Source organism: Streptomyces sp. NPDC051136 (assembly GCF_044455745.1).
Classification (GTDB): domain Bacteria; phylum Actinomycetota; class Actinomycetes; order Streptomycetales; family Streptomycetaceae; genus Streptomyces.
Map to the genome: position 1 here is coordinate 424,350 of NZ_JBITFE010000009.1, position 16,980 is coordinate 441,329.

19 protein-coding genes and 1 riboswitch are annotated in these 16,980 nt (G+C 73.4%); of the genes, 12 read left to right on the top strand and 7 right to left on the bottom strand.

Annotated features, from left to right (window positions below; translation table 11 throughout):
- A complete protein-coding gene (locus ACIBCJ_RS26920; RefSeq protein ID WP_365980470.1) occupies positions 1–957 on the top strand; it encodes an ABC transporter substrate-binding protein in 957 nt (318 codons plus the stop codon).
- A gap of 3 nt (positions 958–960) precedes the next feature.
- On the opposite strand, the gene ACIBCJ_RS26925 is transcribed toward ACIBCJ_RS26920, so the two are convergent.
- Genes ACIBCJ_RS26925 through ACIBCJ_RS26935 form a run of 3 tightly spaced genes read right to left on the bottom strand, consistent with a single transcriptional unit; the run spans position 961 to position 2,653 of the window.
- Complete coding sequence (locus ACIBCJ_RS26925; protein WP_362103553.1) at positions 961–1,698, bottom strand: isocitrate lyase/phosphoenolpyruvate mutase family protein; 738 nt, start codon at positions 1,696–1,698, stop codon at positions 961–963.
- Positions 1,692–2,138 carry a carboxymuconolactone decarboxylase family protein gene (locus ACIBCJ_RS26930; protein ID WP_365980471.1) on the bottom strand — a complete coding sequence of 149 codons (447 nt, stop codon included), beginning with the start codon at positions 2,136–2,138 and terminating at the stop codon, positions 1,692–1,694. The genes ACIBCJ_RS26925 and ACIBCJ_RS26930 overlap by 7 nt, the downstream gene beginning before the upstream one ends.
- Positions 2,135–2,653 (bottom strand): carboxymuconolactone decarboxylase family protein, encoded by a 519-nt coding sequence (locus tag ACIBCJ_RS26935; protein ID WP_362103555.1) that lies wholly within the window; start codon positions 2,651–2,653, stop codon positions 2,135–2,137. The genes ACIBCJ_RS26930 and ACIBCJ_RS26935 overlap by 4 nt, the downstream gene beginning before the upstream one ends.
- A gap of 47 nt (positions 2,654–2,700) precedes the next feature.
- Between ACIBCJ_RS26935 and ACIBCJ_RS26940 the strand changes: the two genes are divergently transcribed.
- The 4 genes from ACIBCJ_RS26940 to ACIBCJ_RS26955 all read left to right on the top strand — a co-directional run bounded on the left by ACIBCJ_RS26940 (position 2,701) and on the right by ACIBCJ_RS26955 (position 7,413).
- Positions 2,701–4,101 (top strand): PLP-dependent aminotransferase family protein, encoded by a 1,401-nt coding sequence (locus tag ACIBCJ_RS26940; protein WP_365980472.1) that lies wholly within the window; start codon positions 2,701–2,703, stop codon positions 4,099–4,101.
- A gap of 78 nt (positions 4,102–4,179) precedes the next feature.
- Entirely contained in the window at positions 4,180–4,542 is a 363-nt protein-coding gene (locus ACIBCJ_RS26945; protein WP_362103557.1) for a hypothetical protein, read from the top strand.
- Positions 4,543–4,550: 8 nt separating this feature from the next.
- Positions 4,551–5,735 carry a glutathionylspermidine synthase family protein gene (locus ACIBCJ_RS26950; protein ID WP_365980473.1) on the top strand — a complete coding sequence of 395 codons (1,185 nt, stop codon included), beginning with the start codon at positions 4,551–4,553 and terminating at the stop codon, positions 5,733–5,735.
- 116 nt (positions 5,736–5,851) lie between these two features.
- Positions 5,852–5,938: riboswitch (ZMP/ZTP riboswitch) on the top strand.
- Positions 5,939–5,967: 29 nt separating this feature from the next.
- On the top strand, positions 5,968–7,413 hold the full coding sequence (locus ACIBCJ_RS26955; protein WP_362103559.1) for a glycine hydroxymethyltransferase: 1,446 nt from the start codon (positions 5,968–5,970) through the stop codon (positions 7,411–7,413).
- 12 nt (positions 7,414–7,425) lie between these two features.
- Here the strand turns inward: ACIBCJ_RS26955 and ACIBCJ_RS26960 are convergent, their stop codons facing one another.
- The gene (locus tag ACIBCJ_RS26960; RefSeq protein WP_399283462.1) at positions 7,426–8,085 is read right to left on the bottom strand and encodes a hypothetical protein; all 660 of its coding nucleotides are present in this window, start codon (positions 8,083–8,085) and stop codon (positions 7,426–7,428) included.
- Between the two features lie 111 nt (positions 8,086–8,196).
- Between ACIBCJ_RS26960 and trpS the strand changes: the two genes are divergently transcribed.
- Positions 8,197–9,210 (top strand): tryptophan--tRNA ligase, encoded by a 1,014-nt coding sequence (gene trpS / locus ACIBCJ_RS26965; RefSeq protein WP_133887781.1) that lies wholly within the window; start codon positions 8,197–8,199, stop codon positions 9,208–9,210.
- A 174-nt stretch (positions 9,211–9,384) separates the two neighbouring features.
- Entirely contained in the window at positions 9,385–9,963 is a 579-nt protein-coding gene (locus ACIBCJ_RS26970) for a 2'-5' RNA ligase family protein (protein ID WP_362103560.1), read from the top strand.
- Between the two features lie 148 nt (positions 9,964–10,111).
- On the opposite strand, the gene ACIBCJ_RS26975 is transcribed toward ACIBCJ_RS26970, so the two are convergent.
- Together ACIBCJ_RS26975 and ACIBCJ_RS26980 are read right to left on the bottom strand one after the other, a co-directional pair.
- A complete protein-coding gene (locus tag ACIBCJ_RS26975; protein ID WP_362103561.1) occupies positions 10,112–10,867 on the bottom strand; it encodes a decaprenylphospho-beta-D-erythro-pentofuranosid-2-ulose 2-reductase in 756 nt (251 codons plus the stop codon).
- 34 nt (positions 10,868–10,901) lie between these two features.
- The gene (locus tag ACIBCJ_RS26980) at positions 10,902–12,308 is read right to left on the bottom strand and encodes an FAD-binding oxidoreductase (RefSeq protein ID WP_365980475.1); all 1,407 of its coding nucleotides are present in this window, start codon (positions 12,306–12,308) and stop codon (positions 10,902–10,904) included.
- A 133-nt stretch (positions 12,309–12,441) separates the two neighbouring features.
- Between ACIBCJ_RS26980 and ACIBCJ_RS26985 the strand changes: the two genes are divergently transcribed.
- From ACIBCJ_RS26985 to ACIBCJ_RS27000, 4 genes are read left to right on the top strand one after another with little or no spacing between them, the layout of a single operon-like run.
- Complete coding sequence (locus ACIBCJ_RS26985) at positions 12,442–12,948, top strand: phosphatase PAP2 family protein (protein ID WP_362103563.1); 507 nt, start codon at positions 12,442–12,444, stop codon at positions 12,946–12,948.
- A 44-nt stretch (positions 12,949–12,992) separates the two neighbouring features.
- Positions 12,993–13,925 carry a decaprenyl-phosphate phosphoribosyltransferase gene (locus tag ACIBCJ_RS26990; protein ID WP_365980508.1) on the top strand — a complete coding sequence of 311 codons (933 nt, stop codon included), beginning with the start codon at positions 12,993–12,995 and terminating at the stop codon, positions 13,923–13,925.
- Positions 13,919–14,425 carry a GtrA family protein gene (locus tag ACIBCJ_RS26995; protein WP_365980476.1) on the top strand — a complete coding sequence of 169 codons (507 nt, stop codon included), beginning with the start codon at positions 13,919–13,921 and terminating at the stop codon, positions 14,423–14,425. The genes ACIBCJ_RS26990 and ACIBCJ_RS26995 overlap by 7 nt, the downstream gene beginning before the upstream one ends.
- Positions 14,413–15,336 (top strand): YihY/virulence factor BrkB family protein, encoded by a 924-nt coding sequence (locus ACIBCJ_RS27000; protein WP_362103565.1) that lies wholly within the window; start codon positions 14,413–14,415, stop codon positions 15,334–15,336. The genes ACIBCJ_RS26995 and ACIBCJ_RS27000 overlap by 13 nt, the downstream gene beginning before the upstream one ends.
- Here ACIBCJ_RS27000 and ACIBCJ_RS27005 read toward each other — a convergent pair.
- Positions 15,284–16,567, bottom strand: a complete 1,284-nt coding sequence (locus tag ACIBCJ_RS27005) for a D-alanyl-D-alanine carboxypeptidase (RefSeq protein ID WP_362103566.1) — start codon at positions 16,565–16,567, stop codon at positions 15,284–15,286. The genes ACIBCJ_RS27000 and ACIBCJ_RS27005 overlap by 53 nt on opposite strands.
- Before the next feature lie 172 nt (positions 16,568–16,739).
- On the opposite strand from ACIBCJ_RS27005, the gene ACIBCJ_RS27010 reads away from it, so the two are divergent.
- On the top strand, positions 16,740–16,979 hold the full coding sequence (locus ACIBCJ_RS27010; RefSeq protein WP_133887790.1) for an SCO4848 family membrane protein: 240 nt from the start codon (positions 16,740–16,742) through the stop codon (positions 16,977–16,979).
- The last annotated feature ends 1 nt before the right edge of the window (position 16,980 follow it).

Consider the following 16,980-nt stretch of genomic DNA (forward strand, 5'->3'; position numbering starts at 1 on the left):
ATGCGACTGCGCACGACCTCCGCGATCGCGGGCGTGGCCGCGCTGATGCTGCTCACCGGCTGCGGCGCCGCCGACATGACCAAGCAGGCGTCCCCGTTCGCCAACGCCCAGGGCGCGCGGACCGTCACCCTGTCCGTGCAGTCCTGGGTCGGCGCCCAGGCCAACGTGGCCGTCGCCCAGTACCTGCTGGAGCACGAGCTGGGCTACCGCGTCGACACCGTCCAGGTCGACGAGGTCCCCGCCTGGGACGCGCTCAGCCAGGGCCGCGTCGACGCCATCCTGGAGGACTGGGGCCACCCCGAGCAGGAACAGCGCTACGTCCAGGACAAGAAGACCATCGCCGCCGGCGGCGACCTCGGCGTCACCGGGCACATCGGCTGGTTCGTCCCGACGTACTTCGCGAAGAAGCACCCGGACGTCACGAACTGGAAGAACCTGAACAAGTACGCCGACCTGCTGCGCACCGCGGAGAGCGGCGGCAAGGGCCAGCTCATGGACGGCTCCCCGTCCTACGTCACCAACGACAAGGCGCTGGTGAAGAACCTCGACCTGGACTACCAGGTCGTCTTCGCCGGCTCCGAGGCAGCCCAGATCACCCAGATGCAGCAGTTCGCCAAGGAGAAGAAGCCCTTCCTGAGCTACTGGTACACACCCCAGTGGCTGATGGAGAAGGTGCCGATGACCGAGGTGAAGCTGCCGCCGTACGAGGAGGGCTGCGACGCCGACCCCGAGAAGGTCGACTGCGCCTACCCGGTCACGCCGCTGCAGAAGTACCTCAACGCCGACTTCGAGAAGAAGGGCGGCGACGCGGCCCGGTTCCTGAAGAACTTCAGGTGGACCACCGAGGACCAGAACCAGGTCTCCCTGATGATCGCCGAGAAGAAGATGCGGCCCCAGGTCGCGGCGGAGAAGTGGGTGGACAGCCACAAGTCCGTCTGGAAGAAGTGGTTGCCCTGACCCTCACTCCGTGCGCCGGTCCGCGAGCCGTCGCGCCAGCTCCCGCGCCGCGTCCTCCGCGTGCCGCTGGAGACCCGGTCCGAACGTGACCCGGGTGGCCCCGAGTCCGCCGAGTTCCGCGGGCGAGGGGCCCTGGCCGGGGCGGGCGAGCACGTTCACCGGCCCCTGGATGCCGGACCGCAGCAACGGCAGCACGGCGACGGGCGCGGCGATCGGGTACACGCAGTCGGCGCCCGCGGCGACGTACGCGGCGGCCCGCTCGATCGTCGCCCCCGGATCGTCGACGCCCCGGACGAACGTGTCGATCCGGGCGTTCAGGAAGAGCCGGTCGCCCGCCTCCCGGCGCACCTCGGCCAGCCACTCGGCGTGCTCCGCCGGGTCCTTGAGCACCCCGTCCGCGGAGTCCTCCACGTTGCAGCCGACCGCGCCCGCCTCCAGGAGCCGCTCCACCAGCTCCTTCGGAGCCAGCCCGTAGCCGTCCTCGACGTCCGCCGACACGGGTACGTCCACGGCCCGGGCGATCCGCGCGACCGCCGCGAACATCTCGTCGGCCGGGGTCGCCCCGTCCGCGTACCCGAGCGAGGCGGCGACCCCGGCGCTCGGCGTCGCGAGCGCCGGGAACCCGGCCTGCGCGAACACCCGGGCGCTCGCCGCGTCCCACGGACCGGGCAGGACCAGGGGCTCCTCGGGGGGCCGGCCGTGGTGCAGCGCGCGGAACCGCCCGGCCCCCGCCGTCACCACGTCGCGCTCCCCGCCGGGATCCGCCGCGCGACCATCAGCCGGTTCCAGCCGTTGATCGCCGCGATCAGCGCCAGCAGGTGGGCCAGCCCGTCGGCGTCGAAGTGCCGGGCGGCCTCCTCGTACACCGCGTCGGGCACGAAGCCCTCCGTCAGCACCGTCACCGCCTCGGTCAGCGCCAGCGCGGCCCGCTCCCGCGCGTCGAAGACCTCCCCGGCCTCCTCCCAGGCGGCCAGCAGGTCCAGCCGGCCCTCGCTCACGCCCTGCTCGCGCGCCACGCCGAGGTGCATGTCCAGGCAGAAGGCGCAGTGGTTGAGCTGCGAGGCCCGGATCTGCACCAGCTCGGCCAGATCCGGGTCGGCCAGGCCCCGTTTGGCGGCGGCGCCCACCGCCCGCAGTGCGGAGCGGACGCCGGCGTCCAGGCGGGTCGTGCGTGGAGTCACGCGTACTGCCCCGGCGTGTAGTGGCCCGGCGTCAGCCGGCAGGCCACCCCGAAGCGGTTCCAGGCGTTGATCACCGTGATCGCGGCGATCAGCTGCGCCAGCCCGGCCTCGTCGAAGTGGGCGGCGGCCCGCTCGTACACCGCGTCCGGCACGAAACCGTCGGTCAGCACGGTGACGGCCTCGGTGAGTTCGATCGCCGCCAGCTCCCGCTCCGTGTAGAAGTGCCGCGACTCCTCCCAGGCCGCGAGCTGCACGATCCGCTCCACGCTCTCGCCGGCCGCCAGCGCGTCCTTGGTGTGCATGTCCAGGCAGAAGGCACAGTGGTTCAGCTGGGAGGCGCGGATCTTCACCAGCTCCCGCACCTTCGGGTCGAGGCCCTGCGCGGCGGCCTTCTCCAGGCGCAGCATCGCCTTCCAGACCTCGGGTGCGTGCTTGGCCCACTCCAGGCGGGGCGCGTGCTCGGCGGCGAAGGGCTCGGGGACCGTGTTCTCTTCGGTCGTCGTGTTCGTGGTCATGGCACCGACCCTAGAAGCGATGCAGCCCAAGGGTATGGTCCATTCCCATGGTGGAATCATGGGCCACTTTCGGCGTCGACCTGCATCTGGACCGGTCGGGCCCCGGCCTGCGCCGGGGACTCACCGAAGCACTGCGCGAGGCCGTCCGCGGCGGCCGGCTGGCGCCCGGCACCCGGCTGCCCTCCACCCGCTCGCTCGCCGCCGACCTGGGCGTGGCCCGCAACACCGTCGCCGAGGTCTACGCCGACCTGATCGCCGAGGGCTGGCTCGCCGCCCGCCAGGGCTCCGGCACCCGGGTCGCCGACCGCACCCCCGCCACCCCCGAGCGGCGCCGGGCACCCCACCCGCGCGAGCGCACCCGCCCGGCCTACGACCTCGTCCCGGGCACGCCCGAACTGGCCTCCTTCCCCCGCACCCACTGGCTCCGGGCCGCCCGCCGCGCCCTGGCCGCCGCCCCCGACCAGGCCCTCGGCTACGGCGACCTGCGCGGCCGCGTGGAGCTGCGCACCGCCCTCGCCGGATACCTGTCCCGCGCCCGGGGCGTGCACGCCGACCCCGACCGGATCGTGGTGTGCGCCGGCTTCCTCGGCGGCCTCGGCGTCCTCGCCGAACTGCTGCGCCGCCGGGGCGGTGACACCGTCGCCGTCGAGTCCTACGGCCTGCCCCACCACCGCCGGCTCCTCGAGAACGCGGGCTGCGCCACGCCCCCGCTGCCCTTCGACGACCGCGGCACCCTCCCGCCCGACGGCTCACCCGAGGACCGGGCCGCCGCGGACGCCGTCCTGCTGACCCCCTCGCACCAGTTCCCCCTCGGTCTCCCCCTGCTCCCCGAGCGCCGGACCGCCCTGATCGAGTGGGCCCGGCGCACCGGCGGCCTGGTCCTGGAGGACGACTACGACGGCGAGTTCCGCTACGACCGCCAGCCCGTCGGCGCCCTCCAGGGCCTGGACCCCGACCGCGTCGTCTACCTGGGCACCGCCAGCAAGTCCCTGGCCCCCGCCCTGCGGCTGGGCTGGATGGTGCTGCCGCCCGCGCTCGTCGAGGAGGCCATGGACGCCATGGCGGGCCGCGCCCCCGGCGTCCTCGACCAGCTGACCCTCGCCGCGTTCCTGTCCTCCGGCGACTACGACCGCCACGTCCGCTCCGCCCGCCTGCGCTACCGGCGCCGCCGCGACGCCCTGGTGGCCGCACTCGCCGAACGGGCCCCCGGGGTCCGTGTCAGCGGCATCGCCGCCGGACTCCACGCCGTCCTCGAACTGCCGCCCGGCACCGAGCGGCAGACCGTCCGTGCCGCCGCCTGGCACGGGCTCGCGGTGCACGGCCTGTCCATGTTCCGGCACCCCGAAGCCGCCCTCCCGCCGCGGGACGCCCTGGTCGTCGGCTACGGCACCCCGCCCGACCACGCCTGGGCGGGGGCGCTGGACGCCCTGTGCCGCGCGCTGCCGTAAAGTCCGTCCGCGGCGGGGGCCGTACACTCGACCGGCCCAACCGCCGTACAACCGCACGGACAACGGGGAGAGACGGACATGGCGGAGACCCGGCGACGGCTGCGGTCGAGCACCGTGGTGCTCGGCGGCATGGGAGTGCTCGCGGCGGCCCTGAGCGCGTGCGGGTCGGACCCCGACCGCCGCTGCGTGGACCGCGACAGCTACGACTACCTGAACGGCTACAAGGTCGTCGCCGACAAGAACTGCAAGTCGGGCTCGTCCGGCAGCTCCTACGGCAAGGGCGGCAAGAAGAAGGGCGCGTCGAGGTCCGTGGGCGACGCCGACTGGTACTACGACGGCGACGTCAGCAACGGCCGGGCCGACTCCGGCACCTTCAGCCGGTCCGAGGCCGTCGACCGGGGCGGCTTCGGCTGCTCGGGCTCCGGCAGCGGCGGCGGCTGAGCACGGCCATGGAACGCCGCACCACCGAACCCCGCCCCGGCTGGCAGCGGACCGTCGAGGAACAGGGGCTGATCTACCCCCTGACCCGCTACCCCGACGACTCCCTGCGCCCCTACTGGGACGAGAGCGCCTACTACGTCTTCTCCCTGCCCGAGGTGGAGGCGCTGGAGGAGGTCGTCGAGGAACTCCACCGCATGTGCCTGGCGGCCGCCGGGCACATCGTCGCCGAGGACCGCTTCGCCGACCTCGGCATCACCGACCCGCGCGTCGTGCGCGCCGTCACCGAGGCCTGGCACCGCCGCGCCGAACTCCCCTCCGTCTACGCCCGCTTCGACCTGCGCTACGACGGCACCGGTCCCGCCAAGCTCCTGGAGTACAACGCCGACACGCCGACCTCGCTGGTCGAGGCGGCGTCCCCGCAGTGGTTCTGGATGGAGGACCGCTTCCCGGGCGCCGACCAGTGGAACAGCCTCCACGAACGTCTCGTCGACGCCTGGAAGAAGCAGGCCGGGCTGCTGCCGCCCGGCAACCCCCTGTACTTCGCGCACTCCTCGGACGACGAGCTCGGCGAGGACCTGATGACGGTCGCCTACCTCAAGGAGACCGCCGAACAGGCCGGCCTGGAGACCGACTGGATCTCCATGGAGGAGATCGGCTGGGACCGCCTCTCCGGACGCTTCGTCGACAACAGGCTGCGCTTCATCCGCAGCCTCTTCAAGCTCTACCCCTGGGAGTGGCTCACCACCGACCGCTTCGCCGGCCACGTCCTGGACACCCTCGACAACGGCGGCGGCACCGGCACCACCCTGTGGATCGAGCCCGCCTGGAAGATGCTGCTCAGCAACAAGGCGCTGCTCGCCATCCTCTGGGAGCTGTACCCCGGCCACCCCAACCTGCTCCCCGCCCACCTCGACGGCCCGCGCGACCTCGCCACCACCACCGGCTGGGTCGCCAAGCCCCTCCTGGGCCGCGAGGGCGCCGGCGTCACGATCCACCAGCCCGGCACCGACCCGGCCCCCCGCCCCGAGCCCTGCTGCTACCAGGCACTGGCCCCCCTCCCCGACTTCGACGGCAACCGCGTCGTCCTGGGCGCCTGGGTGGTCGAGGACGAGTCGGCGGGCCTGGGCATCAGGGAGTCGAGCGGCCTGATCACGGACGAGTACGCCCGCTTCCTGCCCCACGTGATCCTCTGACTCCCCTTGATCGGCCCCGCAGGGGCCTTCAAGAGGCGCGGGGAACTGCGCGACCAGCCGGACGAAGCCGCACTCCGCGACGGACAGCGACCCCGCAGACGCTTTCCGGTAGCCTGGCCCCGGGCCGTGACTGGCGCGCAAGGATGGGACGAACCATCGGGAAGCGGCCCGAACGACAAGTGCCGAGCGCCTGGGCCGACCTGAACGCTGATTCCAACGTCCGGAGGCCCCCGTGTCCGCAGACCTCACCCCCGAGTCCGTCGCCTACCGCGCCGCGCTGCAGGCGATCCGCGCCGTCGAGCCCCGGGTGGCCGACGCCATCGGTCAGGAGGTCGCCGACCAGCGCGAGATGCTCAAGCTGATCGCCTCCGAGAACTACGCCTCCCCGGCCACGCTCCTGGCGATGGGCAACTGGTTCAGCGACAAGTACGCCGAGGGCACCGTCGGCCGCCGCTTCTACGCCGGCTGCCGCAACGTCGACACCGTCGAGTCCCTCGCCGCCGAGCACGCCCGCGAGCTGTTCGGCGCCCGCCACGCCTACGTCCAGCCGCACTCCGGCATCGACGCCAACCTGGTCGCCTTCTGGGCCGTCCTCGGCGCCCGCGTCGAGGTGCCCTTCCTGGAGAAGACCGGCGTCCGCCAGGTCAACGACCTGACCGACGCCGACTGGGCCGAGCTGCGCCAGGCCTTCGGCAACCAGCGCATGCTCGGCATGTCCCTGGACGCCGGCGGCCACCTCACCCACGGCTTCCGCCCGAACATCTCCGGCAAGATGTTCGACCAGCGCTCCTACGGCACCGACCCGGCCACCGGCCTCATCGACTACGAGGCCCTGCGCGCCTCCGCCCGCGAGTTCAAGCCGCTGATCATCGTCGCGGGCTACTCCGCGTACCCCCGGCTGGTGAACTTCCGGATCATGCGCGAGATCGCCGACGAGGTCGGCGCGACCCTCATGGTCGACATGGCGCACTTCGCCGGCCTGGTCGCGGGCAAGGTGCTCACCGGCGACTTCGACCCGGTCCCGCACGCCCAGATCGTGACGACGACCACGCACAAGTCCCTGCGCGGCCCGCGCGGCGGCATGGTGCTGTGCGACGACTCCCTCAAGGACCAGGTCGACCGCGGCTGCCCGATGGTCCTCGGCGGCCCGCTCCCGCACGTCATGGCCGCCAAGGCCGTCGCCCTCGCCGAGGCCCGGCAGCCCGCGTTCCAGGACTACGCCCGGCGCATCGTCGACAACGCCCGCGCGCTCGCCGAGGGCCTGACCCGCCGCGGCGCCACCCTGGTGACCGGCGGCACGGACAACCACCTCAACCTGATCGACGTGGCGTCCTCCTACGGCCTCACCGGCCGCCAGGCCGAGGCGGCCCTGCTCGACTCCGGCATCGTCACCAACCGCAACGCCATCCCCGCCGACCCGAACGGCGCCTGGTACACCTCCGGCATCCGCATCGGCACGCCGGCGCTGACCACGCGCGGCCTCGGCACAGCGGAGATGGACGAGGTCGCGGGCCTCATCGACCGCGTCCTGACCACGACGGAGCCCGGCACCACCAAGTCCGGCGCCCCGTCCAAGGCCTCCCACGTCCTCGACGCGAAGGTCGCCGACGAGATCTCCCACCGCGCGACCGACCTGGTGGCCGGCTTCCCGCTGTACCCCGAGATCGACCTGGGCTGACCCGCCCGCGCGCTACAGGTCGATCAGCTCCTGACGCGGCTCCCCGCGCGGCGGTCCGGCACGGTACCGGTCCGCCGCGCGGCGGACCAGCAGCGTCCCCGCCACGCCCGCCCCGAGCCCGGCGGCCCCGGCCCACCACAGCCCGTCCCGCTCGCCGCCGTCCTCCTCCGCGCCGGTCGCGTCCGCCGCGAGGAAGCCCTCGCCGGCGAGCCTCTCGTAGGTGTCCCGGGGTACGCGGTGCCAGCGGATGTCGTCGTCCGTCACGTCCGGCGCCAGGTCGGTGCGCACCCACGGGGTGCCGTCCTCGGCCAGGAACAGCTGGTCCTGGCGCAGCATGGCCACGTCCCCGCCCGGCGCCCGCTGCGTCTGCGGCCATCCCCCGACCCCGGTCAGCCCCCACAGCACGGTGAACCGCACCGGGGGCCGCCGCCCCTCCGTCCAGGCCTCCGGGACCCGTTCCGTATCCGTGCGGTCCGGGCCGAGGAGGCTCCGCAGCCGGTCGAAGTCCCCCTCGCCGGCGTGCCAGGACGCGGTGCGCCCGGCTCCCGCCCACACGACCACCGCCACGTCCGGCTCGTCGGCGTCCCCGGCCGCCGCTGCCGCGGTCCCCGCCGTGCCCGTCCACCACGCCGCCCCGGCCACCGCCAGCGCACACACCCACCGTCGCCCCACCCGTGTCCCTCCCGTTCGTCCCCACCCTTGGTACACCCGCGGGCCCGCATCGGAGCCCCCTGTACCCGAACCCGTGCCCGACCGGCCCGCGAAGCCTGAGAGAATGGCCTCATGGCCTCTGAACGTCCCCGTGTGCTCTCCGGTATCCAGCCGACCTCCGGCTCGTTCCACCTCGGCAACTACCTCGGCGCCGTCCGCCAGTGGGTCGACATGCAGGACACCCACGACGCGTTCTACATGGTCGTCGACCTGCACGCGATCACGGTCCCGCAGGACCCGGAAGAGCTGCGCCAGAACACGCGCGTCGCCGCCGCCCAGCTGCTCGCGGCCGGCCTCGACCCGGACCGCTGCACCCTGTTCGTGCAGAGTCACGTCCCCGAGCACGCCCAGCTCGGCTGGCTGATGAACTGCATCACGGGCTTCGGCGAGGCGTCCCGGATGACGCAGTTCAAGGACAAGTCCGCCAAGCAGGGCAACGACCGCACCACCGTGGGCCTGTTCACGTACCCCATGCTGATGGTCGCCGACATCCTGCTCTACCAGGCCGACCAGGTCCCCGTGGGCGAGGACCAGCGCCAGCACCTGGAGCTAACCCGCGACCTCGCGGACCGCTTCAACCAGACCTACGGCGACGCCTTCACCGTCCCGAGCGCCTACATCCTCAAGGAGACGGCGAAGATCTACGACCTCCAGGACCCGACCGCCAAGATGAGCAAGTCGGCGGCCACCCCGAAGGGCCTGATCAACCTCCTCGACGAGCCGAAGGCCACCGCGAAGAAGGTGAAGAGCGCGGTCACCGACACCGACACCGTCGTCCGCTTCGACCGCGAGCACAAGCCCGGCGTCAGCAACCTGCTGTCGATCTACTCCACCCTCACCGGCGCCGAGATCGCCGAGCTGGAGCAGAAGTACGAGGGCAAGGGCTACGGCGCGCTGAAGACGGACCTCGCCGACGTCGTCGTGGAGTTCGTCACCCCCTTCCGGGAGCGCACCCAGCAGTACCTGGACGACCCGGAGACGCTCGACGCGATCCTCGCCAAGGGTGCGGAGAAGGCCAGGGCCGTCGCCGCGGAGACCCTCGCCCGGGCGTACGACCGGGTGGGCTTCCTCCCCGCCAAGCACTGACCCGCCCCGGCCGCCCCGCCGCCCGGGGCGGCCGGCCGGACGACCGCCCGTGCGCCCCGGCATGACGCGGTAGCGCTGCACATCACTCCGGTTGCGCCTGCCCAGGGCACGGCGGTGGCCGTACAGTCGATATCCGGGTGTCCGACCGAAGGACACACAACGACAGGAGACGAAGTGGGGACCGTAACGATCGGCGTGTCGATCGCGGTCCCGGAGCCTCACGGCAGCCAGCTCCAGCAGCTGCGCGCGGGCTTCGGCGACGCCGCTGCTCACGGCATCCCCACGCACGTCACCCTGCTGCCGCCGACCGAGGTCGACGGCAGCGCGCTGCCCGCGGTCGAGGCGCACCTCGCGGAGGTGGCGGCGCGCTGCCGGCCCTTCCCGATGCGGCTGTCCGGCACCGGGACCTTCCGCCCGCTCTCGCCCGTCGTCTTCGTCCAGGTGGTCGAGGGCGCGGCGGCCTGCTCCTGGTTGCAGAAGCGGGTGCGCGACGCGTCCGGCCCGGTCCCCCGCGAACTGCAGTTCCCGTACCACCCGCACGTCACCGTCGCGCACGGCATCGACGAGGCGGCGATGGACCGCGCCCACGAGGAGCTGTCCGACTACGAGGCCCAGTGGCCCTGCACCGGCTTCGCGCTGTACGAGCAGGGGCCCGACGCGGTCTGGCGCAAGCTGCGCGAGTTCCCCTTCGGCAGCGCCACCGTGCCCCCGCAGGCCGGCCGCGTGGAGACCGGCACCCTGCCGACGCGGTAGCCCCGCCTCGCACCGCCCGCCGTCGCAGCACCGCCCGCGGTCTCGGCCGGCCAGCCGCCCCGAAGACCGCCCTCGCGGCCTCACACCGCCCGCCGCCGGAAGGCCGCCCACTGCAGCACTGCCAGCCGCCGGGTAGCCGTCCGGCGCCTCACACCGGCAGCCGCCGGAACACCGCCCGCGGCAGGTGCCGCACCGCCGACATCACCACCCGCAGCGCCCCCGGCACCCACACCGTCTCCGAGCGCCGGCGCAGCCCCAGCTCGATGGCCGTCGCGACCGCCTCGGGCGTCGTGGCGAGCGGCGCCTCCTCCATCCCCTCGGTCATCCGCGACCGAACGAACCCGGGGCGTACGACCATGACGTGCACGCCCGTGCCGTGCAGCGCGTCGCCCAGACCCTGCGCGAAGGCGTCCAGGCCGGCCTTGCTGGAGCCGTAGATGAAGTTGGCGCGGCGGGCCCGCTCCCCGGCGACGGAGGAGAGCACCACCAGCGAACCGTGCCCCTGCGCCTGGAGTGAACGGGCGGCGACCAGCCCGGCGGAGACCGCGCCGGTGTAGTTGGTCTGCGCGACCCGCACGGCGTTCAGCGGCTCGCGCTCGTCGTGCGCCTGGTCGCCGAGGATGCCGAAGGCGAGCAGCACCAGATCGATGTCGCCCTCGGCGAACACCTTGCCGAGCGCCGCGTCGTGGGACTCGGGGTCCAGCGCGTCGAAGGCGGTGGTGCGCACCTCGGCGCCGAGGCCGCGCAGCTGCTCGGCGGCCGCGTCCAGGGCGGGGGAGGGCCGCCCGGCCAGCCACACCGTGCGGGTGCGGCGGGCCACCAGGCGGCGCACCGTGGCGAGCGCGATCTCGGACGTACCGCCGAGGACGAGGAGGGACTGGGGGAGGCCGAAGGCGTCCTTCACGACTGCTCCAGACAGGTCGGTGCGGGCAGGGGCGTCACAGCGCGAGGCGGCGGGCCAGGTCGGAGACGAACACCCCGCGCGGGTCCAGCTCCGCGCGCAGGGCGCGGAAGTCGTCCAGGCGCGGGTACATCGCGGCGAGCAGCTCGGGGCGCAGCCGGGAGTCCTTGGCGAGGTAGACCCGGCCGCCCGCGTCCGCGACCTCCCCGTCCAGCTCGTCCAGGAACGCGCCGAGGCCGGGCAGCCCGGCCGGGATGTCGAGGGCGAGGGTCCAGCCCGGGACGGGGAAGGAGAGCCAGCCCGGGTCGGCCTCGCCGAAGCGCTTGAGGACGGCGAGGAAGGACGGGCAGCGGCGGGCGGAGATGCGCCGCACGATCGCGCGCAGGGCCTCCTCCCGGCCGTGCCCGACGACGAACTGGTACTGCACGAAGCCGCCCCGGCCGTAGACCCGGTTCCAGTGCGGGACGCCGTCCAGCGGGTGGAAGAACGTGGAGATCCGCTGGAGCCGGCCCCGGCTCACCCGGGGGGCCTTGCGGTACCAGACCTCGTTGAACAGGCCCACCGTCGTCCGGCCGAGCAGTCCGTCCGGCACGAGGTCGGGGGCGGCCGGCAGGCGGGAGGTGCGGAAGGCCAGCGGCGCCCGCCGGGCGCGCGAGCGGGCCGGCAGCGCGTCCAGCGGGGCGTGGTCGCCGCGGGTGAGCACCGCGCGGCCGGTCGCCCTGCCGCGGGCGAGCAGGTCGATCCAGGCGACCGAGTAGCGGTAGCGGTGGTCGGTGGCGGTCAGCCGGGCCATCAGGTCGTCCAGGTCGGCGGCCCGCTCGGTGTCCACCGACATCAGGGCCGTCTCGACCGGCTGGAGCCGCAGCGTCGCGGTGAGGATCACCCCGGTCAGCCCCATGCCGCCCGCGGTCGCGTCGAACAGGGGGGTGCCCGGGGTGACGGTACGGACCGTGCCGTCGGCGGTGAGCAGCTCCAGGGAGAGCACGTGCCGCGCGAAGGACCCCGACACGTGGTGGTTCTTGCCGTGGATGTCCGCGCCGATCGCCCCGCCGACCGTCACGTAACGGGTGCCGGGCGTCACCGGCACGAACCAGCCGAGCGGCAGCAGCACCTCCATCAGCCGGTGCAGGGAGACCCCGGCGTCGCACAGCACGGTGCCGCCGGCGGCGTCGATCGCGTGCACGCGGTCCAGGGCCGTCATGTCGAGCACGGCGCCCCCCGCGTTCTGCGCCGCGTCCCCGTACGCCCGCCCGAGCCCGCGCGCGATGCCGCCGCGCGCCCCGCAGTCCCGGACGGCGACGGCCGCCTCCTCGTACGTCCGCGGACGGACGACGAGCGCCCCCGTGGGCGCGGTGCGGCCCCAGCCGGTGACGGTGCCCCAGTCGGCGTCGGGGCGGTGGGCGCCGGGGTCCCGGTCGGTGTCGGGAACGGTGTCGGCAGACATGGCGGTGACCGTATCGCCCCTATGTGAATGATTAGTTCCAAAACATTCAGGCCGTCCCTGAAACGGGTGATTAATGGTATGTCGCTCCGGAGTGCCCACCTTCCCGTGGCGCGGGCGGGAACAGTGAGTCCACATGGACGACCTCGACGACATGGACCACCGGATCGTCACCGCGCTCAGGGCCTGCGGCACCGACCCGCGCGTCGCGGGCGCGGCGCGCGCCCTGTCCTGGGCGGGGGAGCACGGGGCGCTGTGGCTCGCGGCGGGTCTCACCGCGGCCGCCGTGGACGCGCCCCGGCGCACGGCCTGGCTGCGCGGCACCGCGCTCACCGCCGGCGCCCACCTCGTCAGCATGGGGGTGAAGCGCGTCGTACGCCGCCCCCGCCCCGCGCACGTCGTGCCCCTGGTGCGCACCGCGGGCCGGCACTCCTTCCCCAGCTCCCACGCCACCTCGGCCACCGCGGCCGCCGTCGTCTTCGGGGCGCTCGGGGTGCGGGCCGCCTGGCCGCTCGCCGCCGCCGTGTGCGCCTCCCGGCTGGTCGCCGGCGTCCACTACCCCTCCGACGTCGCGGCGGGCGCCGCCCTCGGCGCGCTCACCGCCCGGCTCGGCGCCGACTGGATGCGCGGAGGCACCCGTTGACCGACACGACCCTCGCCGACACGGCCCCCACCGACACCGCCGTCCTGCCCCCACGTGCCTCGGACCGGGGACGGAAGCCCGCGCCGCCCCGCAAGGGAGGCGTCCCGGCCGGGCTGCTGCGCACCGCACGCCCCCGCCAGTGGGTCAAGAACGTCCTGGTCGTCGCCGCCCCGGCCGCCGCGGGCGAGCTGTTCTCCGTCCACGCCCTGACCCGCCTCGCACTCGTCTTCGTGCTGTTCACCGCCTGCGCCGCCGCCGTCTACCTCGTCAACGACGCCCGCGACGCCGAGGCCGACCGCGCCCACCCCGTCAAACGGCGCCGCCCGGTCGCCGCCGGTCAGGTCCCGGTGCCGCTCGCCTACGCCGTCGGCGGCGTCCTCGGCCTCCTCGCGCCCGTCGCCGCGGCCTGGCTGTGCCCGCCGCCCGTCGCGGCCCTGCTGACCGCCTACCTGGTGATGCAACTGGCGTACTGCGTCAGCCTCAAGCACGTCCTGGTCGTCGACCTCGCCGTCGTCACCACCGGCTTCCTGATGCGGGCGATGATCGGCGGGCTCGCGCTCGGCATCCCGCTGTCGCGCTGGTTCCTCATCACGACCGGTTTCGGCGCCCTGTTCATGGTCGCCGCCAAGCGGTACTCCGAAGCCGTGCAGATGGCCGGGAAGGCGGGCGCCACCCGCGCCCTGCTCACCGAGTACACCACCGGCTACCTCCGCTTCGTCTGGCAGCTCGCCGCCGGCGTCGCCGTGCTCGGCTACTGCCTGTGGGCCATGGAGGAGGGCGGCGTCCCGCACACCAGCGTGCTGCCCTGGCGCCAGCTGTCCATGGTGGCCTTCGTCCTCGCCGTCCTGCGCTACGCCGTCTTCGCCGACCGCGGCACCGCGGGCGAGCCCGAGGACGTCGTCCTGCGCGACCGCGCTCTCGCGCTGATCGGCGCGGTCTGGCTCGCGATGTACGGCCTGGCGGTGGCCAATTGGTAGCCGGCCGGCGCGAACTGCTGGGCTTCGCCTCCGTCGGTCTGCTCGCCTGGGCCGTCGACCTCGGCCTCTTCACCTGCCTGCGCGGCCCGGCCGGCCTCGGCCCGCTCACCGCCAAGGCCCTCTCCTTCGTCGCCGCCTGTTCGGTCGCCTACGCGGGCAACGCGCTGGGCACCTACCGCCACGTCCGCCGCCCCCGCGGCCTGCGCCCCTGCGCCGTGTTCTTCGCCGTGAACGCCGCGGGCGCGGCCGTACAGCTGCTCTGCCTGGTCGTCAGCCACTACGGGCTCGGTCTCACCTCGCAGCGCGCCGACACGGTCTCCGGCGCAGGGGTCGGCATGTTCCTGGGCACGATCCTGCGCTTCTGGGGCACAAGGACACTGGTCTTCCGGTCCGGGACCGCTCCCGCCGGGTGCGTCGGCGGATCCGGCGGCCGGTCCGGCGGCCGGACGGGATCATGGAACGGGACGAGCGGGGGCAGGGTCGGATCATGGACTGGCTGAAGAAGATCCCCGTCGTGGGGCCCTGGATCGCGCGCCTGATGATCACGCACGCGTGGCGTTCGTACGAGCGTCTCGACCGGGTCAAGTGGACCCGGCTGGCCGCCGCCATGACCTTCACCAGCTTCGTCGCGCTCTTCCCGCTGCTGAGCCTGGCCGCCGCCGTCGCCGCCGCCACGCTCACCAAGGAGCAGCAGGACAAGCTCCAGGACAAGCTCGCCGACCAGATCCCCGGCATCTCCGACCAGCTGAACATCCAGGGCCTCGTCGACAACGCCGGAACCGTCGGCGTGATCTCCGCCCTGCTGCTGCTGTTCACCGGCATGGGCTGGGTCGAGGCCACCCGGGACTGCCTGCGGGCCGTCTGGGAGCTGCCCGACGAGGAGGACAACCCGATCCTGCACCGGGTCAAGGACGGGGGTGTCCTCCTCGGCCTCGGCGGCGCCCTGCTGATCACCGTCGGCATCTCCACCGTCGCCTCGGCGCTGGTCGGCTGGATCATCCGCACCCTCGGCCTCGCCGAGGGCGGCTTCGGCGGCGTCCTGCTCTACGTCGCCGCCTTCGCCGTCGCCGTGCTGGCCGACTTCCTGCTGCTGCTCTACGTGCTGACCCTGTTCCCCGGCGTCCAGCCCGAACGCCGCCGCCTGGTGGTGGCCGCGCTGACCGGAGCGATCGGCTTCGAACTGCTGAAGCTGCTGATCAGCGGCTACATCCAGGGCGTCGCGGCGAAGAGCATGTACGGCGCCTTCGGCGTCCCCGTCGCCCTCCTGCTGTGGATCAACTTCACCGCGAAGCTGGTGCTGTACTGCGCCTCCTGGACGGCGACGGGCAGCAAGCGGGAGGAGGTCGCGGACGACGGGGTCACGGACGGGAGCGGCGGCGGACCAGGTCCGGCAGCGGCCACTTCCGGTTGATCAGGAACACGCCGCCCGCGAGCAGCACCAGCACCCCGGCGGTGATGCCCGCCGCGATCCCGACCCCGCCGGCCCCGCCCCCGGTCGTCGCCGCCACCGGCTTCGTGCCCGCGGAGCCCCTGCCGGTGCCCCCGGCCTCCCCGGAGGCGTCCGGCGCGGGACTTCCCTGGCCGGCGCTCCTGGGGCCCACCAGCTGCCCCACCGGCTGCACCTTGCCGGCCGCCTCGAAGCCCCAGTCGAAGAGCCGGGCGGTCTCCTTGTAGACCTCGTTGTGCTCGTCCTTCGCCGGATGCATCACGGTGACGAGCAGCACCCGGCCGTCGCGCTCGGCGACGCCCGTGAAGGTGGAGCCCGCGTTGGTGGTGTTGCCGTTCTTCACGCCCGCGATGCCCGGGTAGACGTCGATGTCGTAGTCGCCGGACAGGAGCCGGTTGGTGTTCTGGATCTCGAAGGGCTTGCGGGACGTCTTGCCCTTCTTGTCCTTCTCCGTCACGCCCGGGAATTTCGCCCGGACGGTGGAGGCGTACTCGCGGAAGTCCTTCTTCTGCAGCCCCGAACGGGCGAACAGCGTGAGGTCGTACGCGGAGGACACCTGCCCCGGCATGTCGTAGCCGTCGGGGCTGACGGCGGTGGTGTCGAGGGCCTGGAGTTCCTCGGCGTGGGCGTTCATGTCGTCGACGGTCCGGTCGACACCGCCGTTCATGGCGGACAGGACGTGCACCGCGTCGTTGCCGGAGCGCAGGAAGACCCCGAGCCACAGGTCGTGGACGGTGTAGGTCTCCTCCTCCTTGACCCCGACCAGGCTGGACCCGGCGCCGATGCCCGCGAGGTCGGAGACCTCGACCTTGCGCTTCGTCGTCTTGGGCCACTTCGGCAGCAGCGTGTCCGCGAACAGCATCTTCAGGGTGCTCGCCGGAGCCAGCCGCCAGTGCGCGTTGTGCGCGGCCAGCACGTCGCCCGACTCGGCGTCCGCCACGATCCACGACCGGGCGGTGAGGTCCTTCGGCAGCACGGGCGCACCGCCCGCCAGCCCCACCTGCGTCCCGGGCTTTCCGAGCCGCGGGCCGCCGACCGTCGACATCGACGCCGGGGGAGTGGCCGAGGGGCTCGTCGACGGACTCGCCGACGGGTCGGGTGCGGCGAGCGCGGCGGGGGAGAGGACGGCCAGAGCGGTCAGGGCGGCGGAGGTGACCGTCAGGGAGCGCCTGAGGGCCTTCTTGGGAGCGGGCACGAGCGGAAACGTACCCTCCGCGGGCGGAGCCGTCCCAGCCCCCTCCCCACCCCGCGTACGGTTCCGGACACGCGGCGGAGATACTGAACCCGTGCCGTGCTCATCCGGGGGACCACCCCCGGACCCCCGGCCGGTCGCGGGTGCACGGCGTTCTGAGGAAAGGTCCGTTCTTGTGAAGCTCAGCCGCCCCGTCTCCTGGTTCCTGCTCGCTTTCGGGGTGTGGAGCTGGATCATCTGGATCACTTTCGTCAAAAACCTGGTCAAGGACGGCAGCGGGCTCGCTTTTGAGGACGGCGACCCGACGGCCTACTTCTGGGTGCACCTGCTGCTCGCGATCGTCTCCTTCGTATTGGGGACGGTCGTCGGGATCATCGGGTTGCGCGGGGTGCGCGCACTGCGCCGAACGTCATAGG